The organism is Bacillus cereus group sp. MG9 (assembly GCF_040459995.1).
In the GTDB taxonomy this organism is placed as follows: domain Bacteria; phylum Bacillota; class Bacilli; order Bacillales; family Bacillaceae_G; genus Bacillus_A; species Bacillus_A mycoides.
The window spans coordinates 1324283-1343770 of the sequence record NZ_JARVHC010000001.1 but is presented as its reverse complement, the minus strand read 5'-3'; the positions used below and the strand labels follow the sequence as shown (position 1 = coordinate 1343770).

Sequence of the window (19488 nt, the reverse complement as noted above, 5' to 3'; positions counted from 1 at the left end):
CAAATTATTCTATCTTTGTAAATACATTCGCAATAATAGACATTTTTTTCATCTTCTTTTTTGTAAATACTCAGTAAACAGTGGATTCTCTATTTTCAATGTACTTTTCTTCGACATTTTTTGTTTAATTTATGTAAAAACGCAAAACATAATGATGATTGATAAAGTGAACTTTAATCAGTGGGGGTTTTGTCCATCCCCCACTAATTATTAGCCTTCACCAATCGGGCGTTTACGGGCAGTGGATTTTCCACCTAACTTCTTTACTCCAGCCAAATTTTGAGGTGGGAGTCTTACTGTCCGCAAATAGCGGGATAAAATAGAAAGGAAATATTTATATGCGCAAATATACTATTACAGTTCTCATCTTCACCCTGTTCATACCATTCTTCCTCTTTCCTATTCAAGCAAACGCTCATACGAATAAAGTTGCTATTGTCATCGATGATTTCGGCAATAATATGAAAGGCACAGATAAGATGTTATCACTTCCTATTCCACTCACTGTTGCTGTTATGCCATTTCTTCCTTCTACTAAACAAGATGCAATAGCTGCCCATAAAAAAGGGCATGAAGTTATTATACATATGCCAATGGAACCAATTAGAGGAAAAAAAGAGTGGCTTGGACCAAAAGCGATTACAACAGATTTAAGCGATGAAGAAATAAACAACCGACTCGAACAAGCAATTCAAGAAATACCTCATGCAATAGGAATGAACAATCATATGGGATCAAAAGTAACTGCTGATGAAAGGATTGTACGTCTTATACTTTCTGCCTGTAAAAAGCACGGTTTATTTTATTTAGATAGTAAAACAAACCCTAATAGTGTTGTCCCAAAAATCGGTAAAGAATTAGGCGTTCCTATTATTGAAAACCAATTATTTTTTGATGATGTATATACGGTAAGTCACATTTCAAAACAAGCACAATTACTCATAAAAAAAATCCAAGACAAACCCATTATGGTAGCTATCGGACACGTTGGGGCTCCAGGTGAAATTACATCACGTATTATCGAAACTTCTATTCCTAAAATTCGTGAGCATGCAGACTTTATTTTTTTATCTGATTTAGCATTATCTCCACCTTCTGTTTCAAAATAAAATTCATTTCTCGTACTAAAAAAGATACCTATCTACACATAGCAGATAGGTACCTTTCCTTTTCAACTTAAATATAATCTACATGACTCACCCTAAATCCCTTTTTCTCTATCTTTTCAATTAATTGCTTTAATTTTTTTTCATTTAACTCATCCGATATATTTACGATAACACGGCGAATATATTGATCACCGTTATCAAGCGTAAACAGTCCACCGATATTATATGCTTTTAATAATGTCCCAAGCTCTTTAATTGTTCCCTTACAATCTTGTGTTGCAATTGTTAATATATAACCACCCGTCCGCATACCGAACGAATCCTCAATAACATCAAATACATTAGAGTGTGTTAAAATGCCGACAAATTCATTATACTCATTTAAAACCGCTAAAAACGGGAGACGACGAATAACGTAAAAAGCTCTAAAAAAAGAATCCTTTTCAAAAATAAACGAATTTGGATTTTCCAGTACATCTTCTGTACTTACATCCTCTAATCTGCTATTACACTTCTTTTCTAAAAGATCTACTTTATAAATAATCCCCGTGAATTCCTTCTCATTTTCTGCTAATACAGGAATTGCGCGAAATCCCGTTTCATTCATAATTTGTAGCGCCTTTTCACCAGAATCATTCGTTTTGCAAAATGTCACCTGCTGTTTTGGCAGAAAATGATATTTAACTCGCAAAATATGTTCCTCCTTACATGTCAACATGTAATCTATATATAATAAGGAGACCTATATTTTATGAGTAAAATTTCTTTTTAAAACGCTTTCATTTTTAAGGGATGATAATCTCTGTGAATACATCTTTATATAACAGAACTTTTTGCCCCTTTTATCATTAAAAGCTTTACGTGATAGTTCATTAAATACTCTATACCTTCCAACCATTTTTTCGCTTCTTCTGGAGTTTTCCCCCACACGATCATTCCGTAATTATGAACAAGGACTACTCCTCCACCTTCAATAAAATTCGGAACATTATTTTCTAATAAATTAGCGAATTTCTTTTCATCTTCTACAATTGGAATTGTCATTTCTGTAATACCGTCTTTTCCAAAAACACGTTCCACACTACGTTTTTCGAATGTTACTTCTCCTTCTTTCCCATATAGCTCTGACATTAAATGACTATCTACAGTCTGTACTTGTAAAATGCATTCTGCACTACTTTTTTTATAAATATCCGCATGCATAAATGACTCTATAGCTGGTTTTTCTTCGTTTTCAAATACTGGCTCACACATGCAATTTACGACAATAAAATCTTCTTCAGAAAATACCCCTTTATCTCTTCCCTCTACATTCACTAAAAATGTTAATGGCTCTTTTGACGTACACATCGATAAACTAATTTTCGTACCATAAAACCAATCGCGAAGTGCCAATTCTGCTTTCACATCTTTTAATTCGTTCCATTTTTTCAGAAAAAATAACATTTCGTCACCCCCGGCGTAATATTAATATAATATTCAAATCCTATCTATATAAAAGGAATGTTTTTTGATTATTCTAAAAATTTAATTGAATTATCACACGAGAATGCCTTTTTGTCAATATGGTTTCAGCACCTATCGGAAAAATAGGCCTATCACATGTAAACACTCCTGTCTATTTAGCATTTGATTTTGTACATATAAAAAATACGTTATTCTTCTTATTAAAGAATAACGTATTTTTCTCATTTGTTATTTAATTATTGCATTATATAAAAATTGTGCGTATTGTTCACGTGTTACGAAATCATCACCTGAAAAATTACCTTTGCCGTCACCTTTTGATACTTTATTATCCACTAAAGCTTTCACATATCCTTCCGCCCAATGACCAGATGGCACATCTTTAAAGCTCTCTACACTATTTTCATTTTCCTTTAACTGGAATACTCTTTGTAATACCACTGCCATTTCATAACGAGTTAATACTCCATCTGGACGGAACTTATCATTACCGTATCCTGTCATAATTCCAGCTTGTACCACTGCATCAATAGCCTTTTCATACATATTTCCTTTCGTATCTGTAAACATCGTTTTTTGTTCTAAATCAGTGTCTAATTTTAAATACCTTTGTATTAGAAGTGCTACTTGCCCGCGAGTAATGTTGTCACCAAATCCAAATTGCCCATTTCCATAGCCTATAAATAACTTTTCTTTCGCTAAATAGTTAATTGCTTCTTCTGACCAATGACCCTTTGGCACATCTTTAAATTCAATTACTTCTTCCGCTACTTTTTCATTTACAACATTTTGAATAACAGACCCTGTGAAGAAGATTCCTGTATCCGCAAATGGATCTTTCACACCAAATTCATATACTTTCTCACCTGGTGTACTCCACTTAACTACATCGTTACTATACATACCACCTTCACTCTTCAAACGAATTTTTGTAGAGATTTTACCATCTTTTTCGTATACAGGTACTTTCACTTCTTTATTTACTTCTGTGTCCGCTAAAAAGACTTTTTGATTTTGAACATTAATGTAAGCTGTCTTACTTAGTTCCACAACTGGTCTCACATCGCGGATTTCATTTGCAACAAAACTTAAATATACTAACTTATTCAACTTACTAACTGGCGATAAGTCTGAAATATAATTTGCTTCTAAATCAAGTTTTTGTAAGTTTACTAGATTTGATAATGGAGTAATATCCTTTAACTCATTATTAGGTAAATCTAATTCTGTAAGCTGAGTCATTTTAGCAAGTGGTGTCACATCTTCAATTTGATTTTTACCGATAAATAATTTATTTAATTGATTCATTTGATCAATACCCGATAAATCTTTAACCTTATTACGCGTTAATACTAAGTCCTTTAAAGGTAATGAATATAACGGTTTAATATCTTCAATTTGATTACCTGCTAAAGTTAAGTATGTTACATTTTTCAATGCGCTTAATGGAGCAACATCCGTAATTTTATTATTTGCTAAATTCAAGTAATCTAGTTGTTCCATTTTCGCTAATGCTGTTACATCTTCTATTTGGTTGCCTGATAGATATAAACTTTTTACATTTTTCATTTCAATTAGTGGTGCAACGTTTGTAATTTTATTATTACTCAAATCAAGAGATTCTAAATTTTCCATCTTAACAAGTGGTGTTACATCTGAAAATTCATTACCTCGCAAAGCTAAATGATTTAATTGCTTTAAATTCGCAAAGAACGACGGATCTGTTATCTTCGCATTCGCAACTGTTAAAGATTTTAAATTTGGCATATATTTTAATGCACTATAATCCAGAATCTCATTCGTGTTTAAAAACAAGTCCTTTACTTGTAATAACTCTGCTTTCGTAATTGGTGTATTTAAATCTTTTCTATTAAATACTTTTTTATTAACAAGTTCTCTTAATTTGTTATCTGTTATCATATTTTGATTATCAACTGGATTATCTGTTTCCGTATTGCCTGAATTAGAGTTATCATCTGGTTTCTCTGTTTCTTTTTCACCTACAGTTGGATCTTTAATTTCAAATTGAACTTGATATTTGTGATCATATCCAATAGCCGGAATAAATATATGCATTTGCATATTGTGCTTCTGCTCAAATTCGCCAATTTCAAATTGGACTACTTTCGTTCCATTTTTTCTTTTATCTTCTGACAGAACTTTCACATCATGAAATACACCAGGTTGATTTCTATCTTCTATTCTAAGATATTGAAAATAATCGCTATCTTGTATTGTTACAGTAACGATTTTTTTCCCATCTTCAATTGCTACTTTAGGATTTTTTATGTACTGAGAAACCATAGATGGCTCATCTTTTTGATCCTTATATATTTTAATCTCAGTATCATACGTGCGATCACTGGCTGCTGCTACCGACTGGTTTGCTTCAATTTTTATTGCTGCTAACGCTGGAGTAGAATACGCAGCAAATGGAATAGCTAATGTTGTTGCTACTACTAGAGCTTTAATATAACTTTTTTTCAAAATAATATCCCCTTATCTTATATATATTTCAATTGATAATTACTATCAATTGCTAACATAATAAATGATAATGAATCTCATTATCATTGTCAATAAGAATATTACATTAAGTTTATATTTCCATAGATAAAAAATAAAAAACCCTTTACTCAAAGGGCTTTTTTGCCTATCGTATGAAGGATTTCACTTTTTTCTTTTTCATTAATAACACCAATTTTTTGCAAAATATTTGCATACAATACAAGTTTATTATATATCCGTTCCGACATACTTTCCCTTCTTTCCTTCGACCAACTTTTTTTGTATTGGTAAATTATATGAACGAGATGAGAAAATGTGTCCACTTTTTGCATAAATACAAAGCTTTTATTTTTTTACTTGCTGATAGTAAAACTCCCACCTAAAAATTAGGTGGGAGTTTTAACGTATTCAATTCATTTAGCAAACTGTCCATTGAATATTATGCTTTTTGACTTCTTCTTCAAAACTATAGGGCATTTTCTTATCACAAATAATATGTTGAATACGAGAAAATCCTGCTATTCGGTAGTTCCCTTTTACGCCTACCTTTGTATGATCGCATAAAATATACGTTTTCTCAGCTAATTTCATCATCGCTTCTGACAGTTTCGCCTTTTCTAATTCAAAGCTAGAAACCCCAAAACCTTGCAACAACCCATCAATCGAAACGAATGCTTTATGAAAATGAAATTGATGAATTACTTGCTGTGAAATAGACCCCGACACACGTGAATGTTTTGGAGATACTTTCCCGCCTATAAATAAAACTTCACCGTGAAACATCTTTTTATTAATAGAAGAAATTAATTGTGTTGCTACTGGAAATGAACTTGTTACAATCGTTAAATTTTTACGATGAACAAGATATGGCACCATTTGAAGTGGTGTACTTCCATCATCAATCGCAATAACATCTCCATCTTCCACAAACGTTGCTGCTTTATACCCAATTCTTTTCTTCTCTTCTATATGCAGCATCTCTCGTTCTAACATCGGTGCCTCTATCCCAGCTCCCGGAAGTTGAACGGCTCCACCGTACACTTTCTTCAATTTTTTTTCACGATCTAATTCTTCTAAATACCGACGAATCGTCTCTGTTGATACTGCGAACTCTCTCGCTAATTCTGAAACTTTTACTTTTCCTTTAAACTCTACCTTCTCAAGAATTGTCCTCTTTCTCTCTTCACCTACTACAGACATAGCCTCACCCCATTTATATCTACCTCATAAACTGTCTTACTTATACAAAGTTATAATTTTCTTTTTCAGTGAAAATCTCTTCATGAATATAAATACCGCGCTTTTCTAGTTCGTCAAAAATAATTTGTGGATTTTCGAAAGCTTCTTCAGGAGTAATAACACCGACTTTATTAACTACTCCTTTTGCAATTAACTCTGTAGCGATTCCAAATGGGATACCAACATTTCTTGTATAGGCCCTTAATTTCTCCCAACCTACTACAGAACCGTCAGATAGCGGATGCGTATGGTATAACACATGCCTTTGTTCTTGATTATTTTTCATACCTACTACTTCTACATGAAGTGCATAACCATAAAGCTCTGTTGCTTGTCCTTCTTTCGATTTTAATAGATACTTCGAAATACAATCCATAATACCAATTTCTTTACCGTTTATTTCAATTTGATCATTACGCAATATACCATAATCATATAAAGCACGAACGAGCTGCATATTTTGCTCTGGCCAAGTTCCTCTTGTTTCAATAAGCTGTACACCTTTATCTTCCAGTGCCTTCGCTAACGTAATCGTTTCTGAATGCGGGATTATATACTGCATTGTTTTTCCGTAAGGTGCTGGTAATTCAATTTCTCTCGGGCGCGCAAACGGAGGTACTTGCTTAAATTCACCTTCCTCATACACTGTACGTGTCGGCAAATGTGGATCATATTCATATGTCGTTGTCTCTGTAATTGATGCAGAAAAAGCAATTGGACGATACGAGCCATGACTTACTCGAACTGACTCTACAGTATCTAACTGATTTGCTGCATACATGGCCATCATTTGCGTTACACCTGGTGTCATACCAAACCCAGGTAAACATGTTGTTCCATGTTGAACAAATTTAGAGTGGGATTCATTTTCTTCACCAAATCCATTTAAGTTCACACCGTGACAACCGGCATCTGCGATACAGCGAGTAGACAATCCATTTAACTTTATCGTCGTACCATCCATTACAATGTTATAGCCCTTCATTTTTGCGACCGTATCCTCATGATTTGTCACATCGACTTTCACAAAATCAACACGAGGATCATTTAACCACTCTACTACTTTTCGGCCTTCCTCTTCATTAAAATCGGCTACCGTAATCGTCTCAAAAGATGAAAATTGAACTAAATCTAAAATTGCTTCACGACAAATTTTACCTGCTCCACCTAAGCAAAATACTTTCACCCTATAACAACCCCTTTAGCAATACTATCAACTAAGCGATTAATATCGTCTTCATGTACATCACCGATATTTCCAATGCGGAACGTATCTACTTTCGAAATTTTACCTGGATAAATAACAAATCCATATCGCTTTAATTCATTATATAGCTGCAAAAATTCAAATCCTGCTTCTGGATAAATGAAAGATGTAATAATAGGAGATTGATATTTTTCATCTACTAATGGCTTAAAGCCCATTTCTTTCATTTTGTGCACTAGTAGTTTTTGATTGCTATAATATCGATTGTAACGGGCTCTTACCCCGCCTTCTTCTTCTAATTCAAGCAATGCCTGATAAAAAGCATGTACAACATGTGTAGGTGAAGTAAAGCGCCATTTCCCATTTTGCTCTTCCATCGTTTCCCACTGATCATATAAATCTAATGATAAAGAACGAGCTTGCCCTTTACATTTCAATAGTTCATCACGATTTGCGATGACAAAACCGAATCCGGGAACACCTTGAATACATTTATTCGCACTACTAATTAGAAAGTCAATTTGCAACTCAGCGATATCTATTTCAATACCACCGAAACTACTCATTGCGTCAACCAGTGTAACTTTTCCATATTTTTTTCCCAATTTACATACGTCTACAATTGGATTAATAATACCTGTAGTTGTTTCACAATGAACAACTACAATATGCGTAATCTCTTTATCTTGTTGTAATAACTGTTCTACTTCTACAATATTAGTAGGCTCCCACTCTTCTGTTTGACTGACCACCACATCTATATGTAACATCTCTGCCATTTGTACAATCCGCTTACCATACGCACCATTTGTACAAACTAGCAGCTTTCCGTTTCTAGGAATAACAGAACCAATTACTGCTTCAACCGCAAACGTACCGCTTCCCTGCATTAAAACTGTTGTGTACTTTTCTTCTTCCTTTGTCGCTAACGATACAAGCCTATTTCTTACATCTTGCACCATAGTGTTATATTCAACATCCCACGTACACCAATCGTATAACATAACTTCTTTTACAGTTTTTGTTGTCGTTAATGGTCCTGGTGTTAATAATAAATAGTGATTTTCATTCATGATCGTGTGCCCCCCTTTATGAAATAATAAGTTCTTGTTTCTCGATATGTTCAATTACGTTTTCGAGCTCCTGCATCGTTTCAATTGTAAAATGAGCCCCATTTTCAATGAAACGATTACGAACTACTTCTATTTTTTCACGAAGCTCTAACGGATCCATATTCTCAACTTCCTCTTCCGTTACACCGAGCTCACTACTACCGAGGATTACGCCAACTGTCCACATTCCAGCATTTCTGCCCTCTTTCATATCTGACACGGTGTCTCCAATTTTTATCATATGATTCATTGGGTATACACAGAGTTCCATCGCATTTTTATAACACATCCACGGATATGGACGACCTGCTGGAACATCATTTGGCGTCACAAGAAAATCAGGTTTATACCCTTGTATTTCTGCTTCTTTTGCAACAATGTCCATCATTTCTCTCGTATAACCAGTTGTTGATCCAATTTTAATACCTCTTTCACGTAGTGAAGAAACCACTTCTTTTACCCCATCAATTGGCGTGGCATAGTACGGTAAAATAGCAAAGAGAATTTCTTCAAACTCTTCATACATCTCATGAATATCTTCTTCTGTTGGTAATTGTCCGAAGACACGCTTCCACTCATTCGAAATACGGGGCATTTCCGTTAATACCCTAACATGATCAATCTTCAATAACCCCATTGGTTTACGAGCTTCTTCTGCTGTAATTTCAACACCGCGTTTATGAAAAATCTTCATGAATACTTCTAATGGTGCAAAACATCCGTAATCAACTGTCGTACCTGCCCAATCAAAAATGACTGCTTCAATTTTCATTCTATCCATCACCCTTCTTACTTATCTTTTTTGCCATTGTGACGTTCGGTTACGAAGTGCTTTCGTTCCCCATTCATATACAACCCTCACTACAATATTTGTAACAACAATAAGTACACTCATTGCAGCTGCTGGTGCTACATTTCCTGCATCATCCATATTTACAATTGATACAGCAGCTAGTTTAAAATCAGCCGCATATAAGAACACTACTGCCGATACAGTCACCATTGAATTTACGAAATAGTACATAACCATTTCTAAAATAGCGGGTAAACACATCGGTACTGTTACTCTAAAGAAAGTTTTATAAAACGGTACGCTCATCGACTGTGAAACAAGTTCAAACTCTCGGTCCAGTTTCTTTAAAGCAGTCGTTGCGGTAACAAACGTTACAGAGTAAAAATGAATGATATTTACTAATACTAAAACAACAATTGTGCCATATAAGGAATGAAACGGATTTGTTACTGAAAGTCCTAGAATTTGAATTGTTGGTTGACTAAAGAAAAAGACATATCCTAATCCAAGTACTAATCCAGGAATCGCTAACGGTATAATAGAGAACAAGTAGCCTACTTTTCTGAAAAACTGTAGCTGTTCTATTTTTTCAATCGCATAAGCGAACACAAATGTTAAAATCGCCCCGATAACTGCCGTAATAGCTGAGACAATTACACTATTTTTAAATGCTTCAATTCCGTCTCCTGTCAAACTTGAAAAATTAAAATGCTCAAGTGTAAAACTCATATTATATGGCCATACTTTCACACTTGCAGCAATACCAACTGCCACAAATAAAAGAATGATCATAAACGTGACTACGCTACAATATACGAATGAAATAACATCTCTTTTCTTATTATTTATTATTCTGTAAGGTACTGCTTTTGAAGATAAGAGATTCGCCTGTTTTCTTTGCGTAATACGATCAACTGCAAATGCGAAAATAGCTGGGATCAATAAAATCATTCCGACAGTTGCGCCCATGGACATATTTTGCTGTCCAATTACTTGCTTATATACGTCAGTAGCAAGTACGTTATATTGTCCTCCAACAATTTTAGGTGCCCCAAAATCAGTGAAACTAAGTGTAAATACAACGAACATCGCACTAATTAATCCGTATTTCACACTAGGTAAAGTAACCGTAAGAAACTGTTTCACTTTACTTGCACCCAACATATTAGAAGCTTCATATAAACGATAATCAGAACCTTGGAGAGCAATTAATAAAATAAGGAATGCCTGCGGAAATGTATACATAACTTCAGCCATTACAATTCCTACTGGTCCGTATAACGGTATTTGTATTCCTTCAAATAAACCAAACATTCCTTTTGTTATTAACCCTTGATTACCAAATAAATATGTAAGCGCAATACCGTGCATCATCGTTGGTGCGAATAATGGTAATAATGCTATGTATTGAAATACGCGCTTTCCAAAAACATTTGTACGAGCGATCACATATGCGTAAGCGAAAGCGAGTGTAACCGAAATAATTGTTGTAGCGCCCGAAATCCATATCGTATTTTGTAGTGATTGAACTAGCGTTGGTGTTGTGAAATATTTACTGAAATTCGCAACACCAACAAAAGCTCCATCTTTATCATAAAAGGCTTGTGTAAACAGTTGTAATAAAGGCAATACAAGCATGATAAAAAATGAAAGAAGCATACCAATAATTAATAGTCTTTGTATCCACTCTTCTTTACCGATACGTCTCTTAATCTTTTTTTTTGTACTTTCTGCCTTAAAGTTTTCTAACATCTCCATCTATACAATGACCTTCTTTCCATATGACAACATATGATTTTCTGAGAAAGAGATTTGAATTGGCTTTCCTTTTCTAATAGCAGTTTCCTCTACTTCTGATGCCAATATATCCACTACAATTTTCTCATTATAAAGATGTGTTTTCTCTTCTATGACCCGCACTTCCGTCCGGTATACAGAACCTCGAAATTCCATGCTTTCTACAACTGTTTTAATACCATTATTTTGTACAACTGTTACATGTTCAGGACGAATCGCATGTTCTTCGTTATTTTTCGAAAAGAAATTAATAGAACCAATAAAATCTGCCACAAACGGATTGGCTGGTCTTTGATAAATCTCCTCTGGTGTTCCAATCTGCATAATTTCCGCATGATTCATTACAACAATTTTATCAGCCATCGTTAATGCCTCTTCTTGATCATGCGTTACCATAATAGTTGTTACTCCCACTTTTTCTTGCAAATCACGCATTTCTCTGCGCAACTTTTCACGCACTTTTGCATCTAAAGCAGATAACGGCTCATCAAGTAACAAAATATCGGGAGACAGAGCGAGCGCACGTGCAAGTGCTACTCGCTGCTGTTGTCCACCAGACATTTGAGCAGGATATTTATCTTTTACATTCAGCAAATCAACAAGTTCTAACGCCGATAGCGCTTTTTCTTTTACTTCTGCTTTTCCATATTTTTTTGTTTTTAAGCCGTATTCAATGTTTTCAAGTGCAGTTAAATTCGGAAATAATGCATACGATTGAAAAACCATTCCGAAGTTCCTCTTTCCAGGTGGTAATGCTGTAATATCTTTTCCATTCACAGTAATACTACCTGTTGTTGCCTCTTCTAGCCCCGCTAAAATTCGGAGCAATGTCGTTTTCCCACAACCACTTGGGCCTAATAAACAAACAAACTCATTTTTTTTCACAGTAAAAGAAATATCCTTTAACGCTGTAAATGCATCAAACTGTTTTTGGATGTGTTGAATTGATAAATATTCGCTCATTTTTCTCTCTCCCACTCACTTACTTTTTCGGTTCTGCTTTTTGGCCAAACTCTTTTTCCCATTTTTCTAAAATTTTGTCACGATTTTCTGCTGCCCATTTAAAGTCATTCTTTTTATATAACTTTTCTGTCACATCTTTAGGGAATCCATCTGGAAGTTTATAATCATTTTTAATTGTCGCAAATCCATTTTTCTCGAAGTATAACTTCATTACATCATCTGTAATTGCCCAATCTAAAAATGCTTGCGCTAATTTATCATTTTTAGCATTATCTTTCTTAATAAGTGCGTTCGCTTCTACTTCCCAGCCTAATCCTTCTTTCGGCAGTACAACTTCAACTGGTGCACCTTTTTGTTTCTCTTTCAAAGCACTATAAACCATTGATACACCAACTGGATATTCACCTGCGCCTGCTAATTTCGCTGGTTTTGAACCTGAATGAGTATAAGTTGCCATATTATCATGAAGTTTCTTCATGTAATCCCAGCCCTTATCTTCTCCCATAATTTGTAGCCATGCAGAAACTGTTAAAAATCCTGTTCCAGAAGAAGCCGGATGCGGCATAACTAGCGTTCCTTTATATTCTGGTTTCGTTAAATCTTCATATGATTCTGGCATCGGTAAATTTTTCTTCTTCAATTCTTCTTTATTTACAGCAATCCCCGTCATAAATGCAGTATTTCCTACCCATTTTTCTGGTTTCTTATCGTCTTTAAATTGCGAAAGGACACGATCTGCTCCTTTTGGAGAGTATCCTTTTAACATATCTTTTTTCTCTAAAGCTAATAGACTAGACGCTGCAGTTCCCCATACAACATCTGCTTGTGTATTTTTTCCTTCAGCTAGCAATTTCGCTGTAATAACTCCTGTTGAATCACGAACAATGTTCAACTTCACGTCTGGGTACTTCTGTTTAAAAGAATCAAGATAAATCGGTACAAGCTCTTCTTCAATCGCTGTGTAAACAGTTAATGATCCAGATAATTTATCATCTTTTACTTTTGCTCCAGCACTTTCTTCTTTCTTTGCACCACACCCCATTAATAACGAAAATACCATTCCAGTTGCTACAGCTTTAAAGATTGTTTTTTTCACTGTCTCTCTCTCCTTTTACAAATCTTATGTACAACTCTAATATAAACAACTAGTGTAAAAGCAGTATTAAACCAACATTAATCTTTTGTTTGTTGTTTGTTTTTGTGTAATACGTTGCTACTTCTATGTTTTTTCGCATTTTTCTGCTAATATCAAACGTGAAATTTACAAATAATTTAAAAAACCTTTATAATCCCACAAAAAAATGAGGCGTTTGTAAAAAACGCCTCACTTTTGTTTACCTTTTTTTGAATTACGATTTGCATACTTCGCACTATTTTCTCCTTCATACTCTAATGCAAATTCTGCATCTGGTAAGCTTTCTTTCGGAGTTTTATTATTATTAATTGCTGCATTTTGTTTTACTTTTCTTTTTACCAACATATTCACCTGCTCTCACGAAATAACTTTCTATTCTAGTTTGAAACAACTTACAGTAATTATTACTGGGAAGTGTTAACAAGTACATAAGAGCTTATAGATGGAAATACTACATACGAACAAGCCATTACAAAAAGGAGCGATTACTTTGAAAGAAAAAGAAACGATACAATCGCCAATTTTAGACGAGACGCTCCCTCATCAAATGAACTTTCCTTCTTTTAAAGGCACAGGCAAAAAGATGCAACAACCTTTTATAAATCAATATGATGTTGTAATTGGAGACAGTAAATACGATTCCACTAAAAGTCCTCTTAATAATTGGAGTGATGAGGTAGATCCTGCCATTATGGCTGGGGAAGAATGGATCCATCCTACAAATGATATCGGATGGATTGCAGAAGAAAATCAAGAATTACTTAAAAACGAAGTTGATAATAAAAATGATGCTTTTATGCATCCCCAATTCGGAATTAACGACTAAAAAAACCATTCTACCTAACGCAGGTAGAATGGTTTCATACTATCCAATAATAATTCGCTCTTTCGGGTACTTATAGCGAGCTGGTTGCTCTCTTCCACCACTAGCTAAAATAAATGTCAAAATACCGACGCGTCCGATAAACATAAGTACAATAAGTACAAGTTTACCAACAGTTGTTAAATCAGGAGTAACACCTGTTGATAGTCCCGTCGTTCCGAAAGCAGAACAAACTTCAACGATTAAGCTCATAAGCGGTACATTTTCCGTAATAGATAAAATGAATAGCGCTGAGGCACATAATAAAATCCCCATCGTCATAACGACAGACGCTTTCAACACGTCCTCTTCATGTAGCTGACGTTTGAAAACTCGGACTGTTCTCCCGCCTCTTGCAAATGTATATAACGATAATATACTAACTGCAAATGTTGTTGTACGTATTCCGCCCCCAACTGAACTTGGAGATGCCCCAATGAACATTAATATACTCATAAATAAAAGCGTTGGTTGTGATAATTCACGTATGTCCATTGTAGCGAGTCCTCCACTTCGCGTCGTCACAGATTGGAATAATGTATAAAATACAGTTTCATGCCATGACTTTCCTACTAAAAAATGATTTCGTTCTAATAGAAAAATCATAATTGTTCCAACAATAACGAGTACAAAAAATGTCGTTGTCGTCAATTTTGTAAATAACGAAAAGCGAAATAGTTGTTGTCGCCTTTTACTAAGGAATTGTTTTACTTCCATTAACACTGGGAAACCGATAGCTCCTAAAATAATAAGCAACATATGAATCATTTGAACAATATAATCTTTTTTGTACGGAATAAGTGATTGTCCTGTTAAATCAAATCCTCCGTTCGTTGTTGCGCTCACAGCGGCAAAGAAACCGTGAAAATAAGCTTCTTGCCAAGTCGGGAAATATAGTAAGAACCTTGTACCTAACAGTATTGCTCCAATGAGTTCTATCGAAATAATTACAATTAAAATAGAACGCATCAATTCTACAAGGCCCGATAAATTCCCTTGGTTATGGTCTGCCATAATTAATCTTCTTCTTTGCAAACCAATCTTTTTCCCCGTTATAATCCAGACGAATGTACCAAGCGCCATAATTCCTAATCCGCCTAATTGTAAAATAAGGGCTAAAACAATAATTCCTGCCGTTGTAAACGTATCTGAAATCGTAACAACAGACAGTCCCGTAACACTTACCGCACTAACAGATGTAAATAGTGCATCGATAAATGTCCATTTCACTTCAGGCTTCGTAACAAATGGTAAACTAAGCAAAATTACCGATACGACTACTGCTAGTAAATAAAATACAACGATAAGTTGTACGGGACGTAACTTTTGTAAAAACTTTTTTATATCTCTCATTCCATCACTTCGCTACCTTTTTTCTATCGATTAAATAAAGAAAAATCATCACTTTCTTCATTTGTAAATAACTGCTGAAATAGTTTCGCAAATACCATTCCGTATACAGTTCCATTTCCCCCATACGGCAGTGCGTAATATAAATTATGTATTTTTTTATCTTCTTTTAAAATAGGAAGACCGTCATGACTGCCACCAAATGCTGCTGCCCAATAGTACTCTGCCCGTATATTTTTATACTGCGGGAACATTTCTTTTACAATGTTAATAAGAAGATCACGCTTATGCAATAATTTCGTATCGCCGATTTTTTGAATTTTCAGCGCCTCATCTAATCCGCCTATAACAATGCGGTTTTGATACGTTCGACTATACAAATACGGACGTGCTGTTTCCCAAATTAACGATTGCTCATGCCAGCCTTCAAAATAATCTATCTTATTTGTCACAACGGCATAAGACGTTTCTACTGTTGTATTTTTTTCTTTCTTTCCAAAAATTGCTTCATAACCTGTCGCCATAATAATATTCTTTGCTACAATTTTATTTCCTGTTTTCGTGTAACAAATTAAATCATTTTGGATTTGTTTAATATGTAATGCCTCTGTATGTTCATATATAGTAGCGCCCATTTGTTTCGCTTTATGCAAAAGACTATGCGCTAATAAATACGGATTCACTTCTGCATCACCGCTTGTATATAACGCTGCTTGTTTTGTAAATGAATAACGTTTCTTAATATCAGACTCTGTAAAATATTCAACCGGAAATCCATAATGGCGTAACGTATTATATTCTTCTTGTAAAAATGAAATATCCTCATCTCTACTTGCATAATACAAACTATTTCGCGGAATAAAATGGGGATCAATATCGAGAGTTGGCACAACCTTTTCCATTGTTTGCAGCGCTTCATAACAAAGTCTATATGCTCGTACCCCTTTCTCTTCACCAAATGTATGAATAAGAGAGGTCAACGATTTATCATGAACAAATTGTAATAATCCTGTATTTGCAGCTGTGCTACCACATGCAATTGCTCTTTTTTCAATGAGCATAACACGCATTCCAATTTTAGCTAACGAATACGCTATATGAGCACCTGCTTCTCCACTTCCAATTACTAGTACATCACATATCATATCATTTTCTAACGTTGGATAACAAGGTACAGAAACTCCAGCACTCCAAAACAACTTACCAGTCATAAGCTTCATATATTATACTCCTACCATGTAATTTTCTCCTTCCTATGTTTCGTCATTTTCCATAAAAAAATCCAACTAACATAAGCTAGTTGGATTTCTTCTCTTTAATTAGAACGCTCTTCAAGCCAATTTCCAACCGTCGGATATGTTTGCTTTACAGCCGTTCCACCATACACAATAGACATATGTCCTGTCGGTAAACATACATACTGTTTATCTGTGCTAGAAATATGATCAAGTAAAGCTTCTACTTGACATGGCAGAGCAATGTGATCACGTTTCGCAGAAATATTTAAGACATTCGCCTTAATATTTGCAAGGTCTACCTTTTGTCCGCGAATAACGAGTTCACCCTTCACTAATTTATTATTTTGATAAAAATCACGAATCCATTGTCTATACGATTCACCTGGGAACGGAATACCATCGCCTACCCACTTTTGAACTAATTTCCAACTTTCGACGAAGCGCTCATTTTCTGAACGATCGACTAAAGCAACATATGGACCGACAAAGTTTGTAATTGGTTTTAACATCTTATTTCCGAAATCAATCATTTCTGGCGGAATATTTCCGAATGTATCAACCGCTTTATCTAAATTGAAATATTTCTCATCTAATAAAGGACCGTATAATCCTGTTTCAGAGAAATCAAAAGGACTTGTCATAAAAATCAAGTTACGAATTGGCATGTCCGGATGAAGCGCTGCATAAATAGATGTTAACGTTCCACCCATGCAATAACCAAGTAAAGAAATCTCGTCCGATTTTGCAGTTCTCATTACTTTTTTCACTGCTTTTGCAATATAATCGAACACGAAATCATCAAACTTCAAATGACTATCTTCTAAACCGAATGTGCCCCAATCAAGCATATACACATCAAAACCACGATCTACTAAATATTCCACTAAACTATTTCCTGGAGTTAAATCCATAATATACGGTTTATTAATAAGAGCGTATATTAATAAGATTGGAACTCTCTGTGTTTTTTCTTGTTTTGGAATGTAACGATACAGCTTCGTTTTATTCTTCGTCCAAATAACCTCTTTCGGTGTTAAACCAACTTGTGGTTCTGGTTCGCGTAATAAAACTTCGCTCGCTCTTTTCACACGGCGATATGCTTTACGATATTCTTCTGGGTACAACTCCAATTGCTTTTCCCATTCCGTTACGAATGTAGTCATTTTTCCTATCTCCTTTTTGGTCAATTTCTTTCTAAAAAAAGAAGTGCATTCCTGCTATGGATATGCACTTTTTTCTTACTTCATTACATGTATAATCCGCCGTTAATGTTTAATTGCTGACCTGTGATATACGCACCGTCACGGCATAGATATACTACACCTTTTGCAATTTCATCAGCTTGACCAAAACGTTTTTTCGGGATTTTCGCAACGATTTTTTGACGCACTTCTTCTGGTACTTCTGCTACCATTTCAGTATCAATAAATCCTGGGCAAATTGCGTTTACAGTTACATTTGTTCTTGCAAGTTCTAACGCTAATGATTTTGTAAATCCTAGCATACCTGCTTTTGCTGCTGAGTAGTTTGTTTGTCCAAATCCACCAGCTTGGCCAATAATAGAAGAAATACTAATGATTCTTCCTTCTTCTGCTTCCGATATGTATGGAAGTACCGCGCTTGTCGTATTAAATACACTGCTTAAGTTCACGTCAATTACGCGCTCCCAATCTTCACGATTTAACTTCTTGAATGTACGATCTCTTGTAATACCAGCATTATTAACAAGAATATCAACTTGACCAAAATGATTCACAGCTTCTTCTACAAGTCTGTTTGCATCTTCTACTTTAGAAACATCCGCTTGAACTGCATAAACGTCATGTCCTTCTTTTCCTAATTCATTTACTAAGTTTTCAGCTGCTTCTTTACTGCTGTTATAGTTAATAACTACTTTTGCTCCCTCTTGTGCTAATGCTACTGTAATTGCTTTTCCAATTCCTTTTGCCCCACCTGTTACGATTGCTACTTTGCCATTTAATTGAACCATTTCTTTTCCCCCTTAAATGAATTTGTGAACGATTGTTATGAATCATTTTGGTACTCATACTAATTGAGTCCATATATTAATTATGTTTCGTTGTTTATACATGAAAAGAGATTCTCCCTCTCTCTTTTACACGTTATAAACAAACGCCATTATCATTTTTTATTTTCTGGCTTATTTACAGGCTTTACTTCTTCTTTTACAGGTACTTGTAGTTTAGCTAGTACTGCATTTTGCTTTTCTAGCAATTCTAAAATTTGATCAACTTTCGTTTCTAACGTGCGCATATCTTGTTTTACTTTCGTAACATCACGCTTTAATGTAGGAGCTTGTCCTAATGAATCCACTTTCTCTTCTAGAATTTCCTCGATGTTATCAACTTTATTTTCTAAGTTAATAACAAGCGTAGCTACTCTAGCGATATCCTCTCTCGTCGGCACATTCACCTGTTCTAAATAATTTTTTGTCGTATCATTTAATGCTTTTTGATAAAACAAATTCAAATCTAGAACGCTGCCCATCCAAGCAGAATATTCTTCTGTTTTAATTGTTTCATTGAGCGCTTTTCCCCAAAATGTTTCGGTTTGTTCATAAGCATTTTTCCATGCTTGCAATGGATCGAATTTTTGATCAATCACTTCGACTACACTCCCTTTTTCGTTTTTGAAACAATTCAACCTATTCACTATTTTCTAATATTCCGAATAAAACTTCAAGTATA

At 34.8% G+C, this 19488-nt stretch carries 18 protein-coding genes; 2 read left to right on the top strand and 16 right to left on the bottom strand.

The window, feature by feature from the left end; translation table 11 throughout:
* The first annotated feature begins 338 nt into the window (after positions 1–338).
* Positions 339–1109, top strand: coding sequence for a divergent polysaccharide deacetylase family protein (locus tag QCI77_RS06835; RefSeq protein WP_002011545.1), 771 nt, complete (start codon positions 339–341; stop codon positions 1107–1109).
* Positions 1110–1176: 67 nt separating this feature from the next.
* Here QCI77_RS06835 and cbpA read toward each other — a convergent pair whose 3' ends face one another.
* From cbpA to QCI77_RS06780, 11 genes are all read right to left on the bottom strand, one after another.
* Positions 1177–1800: a cyclic di-AMP binding protein CbpA gene (gene cbpA / locus QCI77_RS06830; RefSeq protein WP_002140932.1), complete on the bottom strand. Its 624-nt coding sequence runs from the start codon at positions 1798–1800 to the stop codon at positions 1177–1179.
* A gap of 125 nt (positions 1801–1925) precedes the next feature.
* The gene (locus QCI77_RS06825) at positions 1926–2555 is read right to left on the bottom strand and encodes a class II aldolase/adducin family protein (RefSeq protein WP_002011549.1); all 630 of its coding nucleotides are present in this window, start codon (positions 2553–2555) and stop codon (positions 1926–1928) included.
* 249 nt (positions 2556–2804) lie between these two features.
* On the bottom strand, positions 2805–5063 hold the full coding sequence (locus QCI77_RS06820; protein WP_353824696.1) for an NEAT domain-containing leucine-rich repeat protein: 2259 nt from the start codon (positions 5061–5063) through the stop codon (positions 2805–2807).
* Between the two features lie 438 nt (positions 5064–5501).
* A complete protein-coding gene (locus QCI77_RS06815; protein ID WP_002030497.1) occupies positions 5502–6284 on the bottom strand; it encodes a DeoR/GlpR family DNA-binding transcription regulator in 783 nt (260 codons plus the stop codon).
* 40 nt (positions 6285–6324) lie between these two features.
* Positions 6325–7509, bottom strand: coding sequence for a saccharopine dehydrogenase family protein (locus tag QCI77_RS06810; protein WP_002126167.1), 1185 nt, complete (start codon positions 7507–7509; stop codon positions 6325–6327).
* Complete coding sequence (gene phnW, locus QCI77_RS06805; protein ID WP_113770120.1) at positions 7506–8603, bottom strand: 2-aminoethylphosphonate--pyruvate transaminase; 1098 nt, start codon at positions 8601–8603, stop codon at positions 7506–7508. Before phnW ends, QCI77_RS06810 begins: the two co-directional genes overlap by 4 nt.
* 16 nt (positions 8604–8619) lie before the next feature.
* Positions 8620–9414, bottom strand: coding sequence for a phosphonoacetaldehyde hydrolase (gene phnX, locus QCI77_RS06800; protein ID WP_113770121.1), 795 nt, complete (start codon positions 9412–9414; stop codon positions 8620–8622).
* Between the two features lie 21 nt (positions 9415–9435).
* Positions 9436–11193 carry a putative 2-aminoethylphosphonate ABC transporter permease subunit gene (locus tag QCI77_RS06795; RefSeq protein WP_113770122.1) on the bottom strand — a complete coding sequence of 586 codons (1758 nt, stop codon included), beginning with the start codon at positions 11191–11193 and terminating at the stop codon, positions 9436–9438.
* Positions 11194–12195, bottom strand: coding sequence for a putative 2-aminoethylphosphonate ABC transporter ATP-binding protein (locus tag QCI77_RS06790; RefSeq protein ID WP_113770123.1), 1002 nt, complete (start codon positions 12193–12195; stop codon positions 11194–11196).
* 19 nt (positions 12196–12214) lie between these two features.
* Entirely contained in the window at positions 12215–13291 is a 1077-nt protein-coding gene (locus QCI77_RS06785; RefSeq protein ID WP_002030507.1) for a putative 2-aminoethylphosphonate ABC transporter substrate-binding protein, read from the bottom strand.
* 228 nt (positions 13292–13519) lie between these two features.
* Entirely contained in the window at positions 13520–13675 is a 156-nt protein-coding gene (locus tag QCI77_RS06780) for a hypothetical protein (protein ID WP_002011566.1), read from the bottom strand.
* A gap of 97 nt (positions 13676–13772) precedes the next feature.
* Between QCI77_RS06780 and QCI77_RS06775 the strand changes: the two genes are divergently transcribed.
* On the top strand, positions 13773–14156 hold the full coding sequence (locus QCI77_RS06775) for a DUF3905 domain-containing protein (protein WP_113770124.1): 384 nt from the start codon (positions 13773–13775) through the stop codon (positions 14154–14156).
* Between the two features lie 39 nt (positions 14157–14195).
* On the opposite strand, the gene QCI77_RS06770 is transcribed toward QCI77_RS06775, so the two are convergent.
* From QCI77_RS06770 to phaR, 5 genes are all read right to left on the bottom strand, one after another.
* Positions 14196–15545, bottom strand: a complete 1350-nt coding sequence (locus QCI77_RS06770) for a TrkH family potassium uptake protein (RefSeq protein ID WP_002011570.1) — start codon at positions 15543–15545, stop codon at positions 14196–14198.
* Positions 15546–15568: 23 nt separating this feature from the next.
* Positions 15569–16762 carry an NAD(P)/FAD-dependent oxidoreductase gene (locus tag QCI77_RS06765; protein ID WP_113770125.1) on the bottom strand — a complete coding sequence of 398 codons (1194 nt, stop codon included), beginning with the start codon at positions 16760–16762 and terminating at the stop codon, positions 15569–15571.
* A gap of 95 nt (positions 16763–16857) precedes the next feature.
* Positions 16858–17943: a class III poly(R)-hydroxyalkanoic acid synthase subunit PhaC gene (phaC, locus tag QCI77_RS06760; RefSeq protein ID WP_000206840.1), complete on the bottom strand. Its 1086-nt coding sequence runs from the start codon at positions 17941–17943 to the stop codon at positions 16858–16860.
* Between the two features lie 83 nt (positions 17944–18026).
* Entirely contained in the window at positions 18027–18770 is a 744-nt protein-coding gene (locus QCI77_RS06755; RefSeq protein WP_002030515.1) for an acetoacetyl-CoA reductase, read from the bottom strand.
* 152 nt (positions 18771–18922) lie between these two features.
* Positions 18923–19405 (bottom strand): polyhydroxyalkanoic acid synthase subunit PhaR, encoded by a 483-nt coding sequence (gene phaR / locus QCI77_RS06750; protein ID WP_000566956.1) that lies wholly within the window; start codon positions 19403–19405, stop codon positions 18923–18925.
* Positions 19406–19488 lie beyond the last annotated feature (83 nt).

Bases quoted from the DNA above. Each gene is read 5' to 3' on its own strand.
- QCI77_RS06835 (WP_002011545.1), top strand. From the start codon at position 339: ATGCGCAAATATACTATTACAGTTCTCATCTTCACCCTGTTCATACCA.
- QCI77_RS06825 (WP_002011549.1), bottom strand. From the start codon at position 2,555: ATGTTATTTTTTCTGAAAAAATGGAACGAATTAAAAGATGTGAAAGCA.
- QCI77_RS06815 (WP_002030497.1), bottom strand. From the start codon at position 6,284: ATGTCTGTAGTAGGTGAAGAGAGAAAGAGGACAATTCTTGAGAAGGTA.
- phnW (WP_113770120.1), bottom strand. From the start codon at position 8,603: ATGAATGAAAATCACTATTTATTATTAACACCAGGACCATTAACGACA.
- phnX (WP_113770121.1), bottom strand. From the start codon at position 9,414: ATGAAAATTGAAGCAGTCATTTTTGATTGGGCAGGTACGACAGTTGAT.
- QCI77_RS06795 (WP_113770122.1), bottom strand. From the start codon at position 11,193: ATGGAGATGTTAGAAAACTTTAAGGCAGAAAGTACAAAAAAAAAGATT.
- QCI77_RS06790 (WP_113770123.1), bottom strand. From the start codon at position 12,195: ATGAGCGAATATTTATCAATTCAACACATCCAAAAACAGTTTGATGCA.
- QCI77_RS06780 (WP_002011566.1), bottom strand. From the start codon at position 13,675: ATGTTGGTAAAAAGAAAAGTAAAACAAAATGCAGCAATTAATAATAAT.
- QCI77_RS06775 (WP_113770124.1), top strand. From the start codon at position 13,773: ATGGAAATACTACATACGAACAAGCCATTACAAAAAGGAGCGATTACT.
- QCI77_RS06770 (WP_002011570.1), bottom strand. From the start codon at position 15,545: ATGAGAGATATAAAAAAGTTTTTACAAAAGTTACGTCCCGTACAACTT.
- QCI77_RS06765 (WP_113770125.1), bottom strand. From the start codon at position 16,762: ATGAAGCTTATGACTGGTAAGTTGTTTTGGAGTGCTGGAGTTTCTGTA.
- phaC (WP_000206840.1), bottom strand. From the start codon at position 17,943: ATGACTACATTCGTAACGGAATGGGAAAAGCAATTGGAGTTGTACCCA.
- QCI77_RS06755 (WP_002030515.1), bottom strand. From the start codon at position 18,770: ATGGTTCAATTAAATGGCAAAGTAGCAATCGTAACAGGTGGGGCAAAA.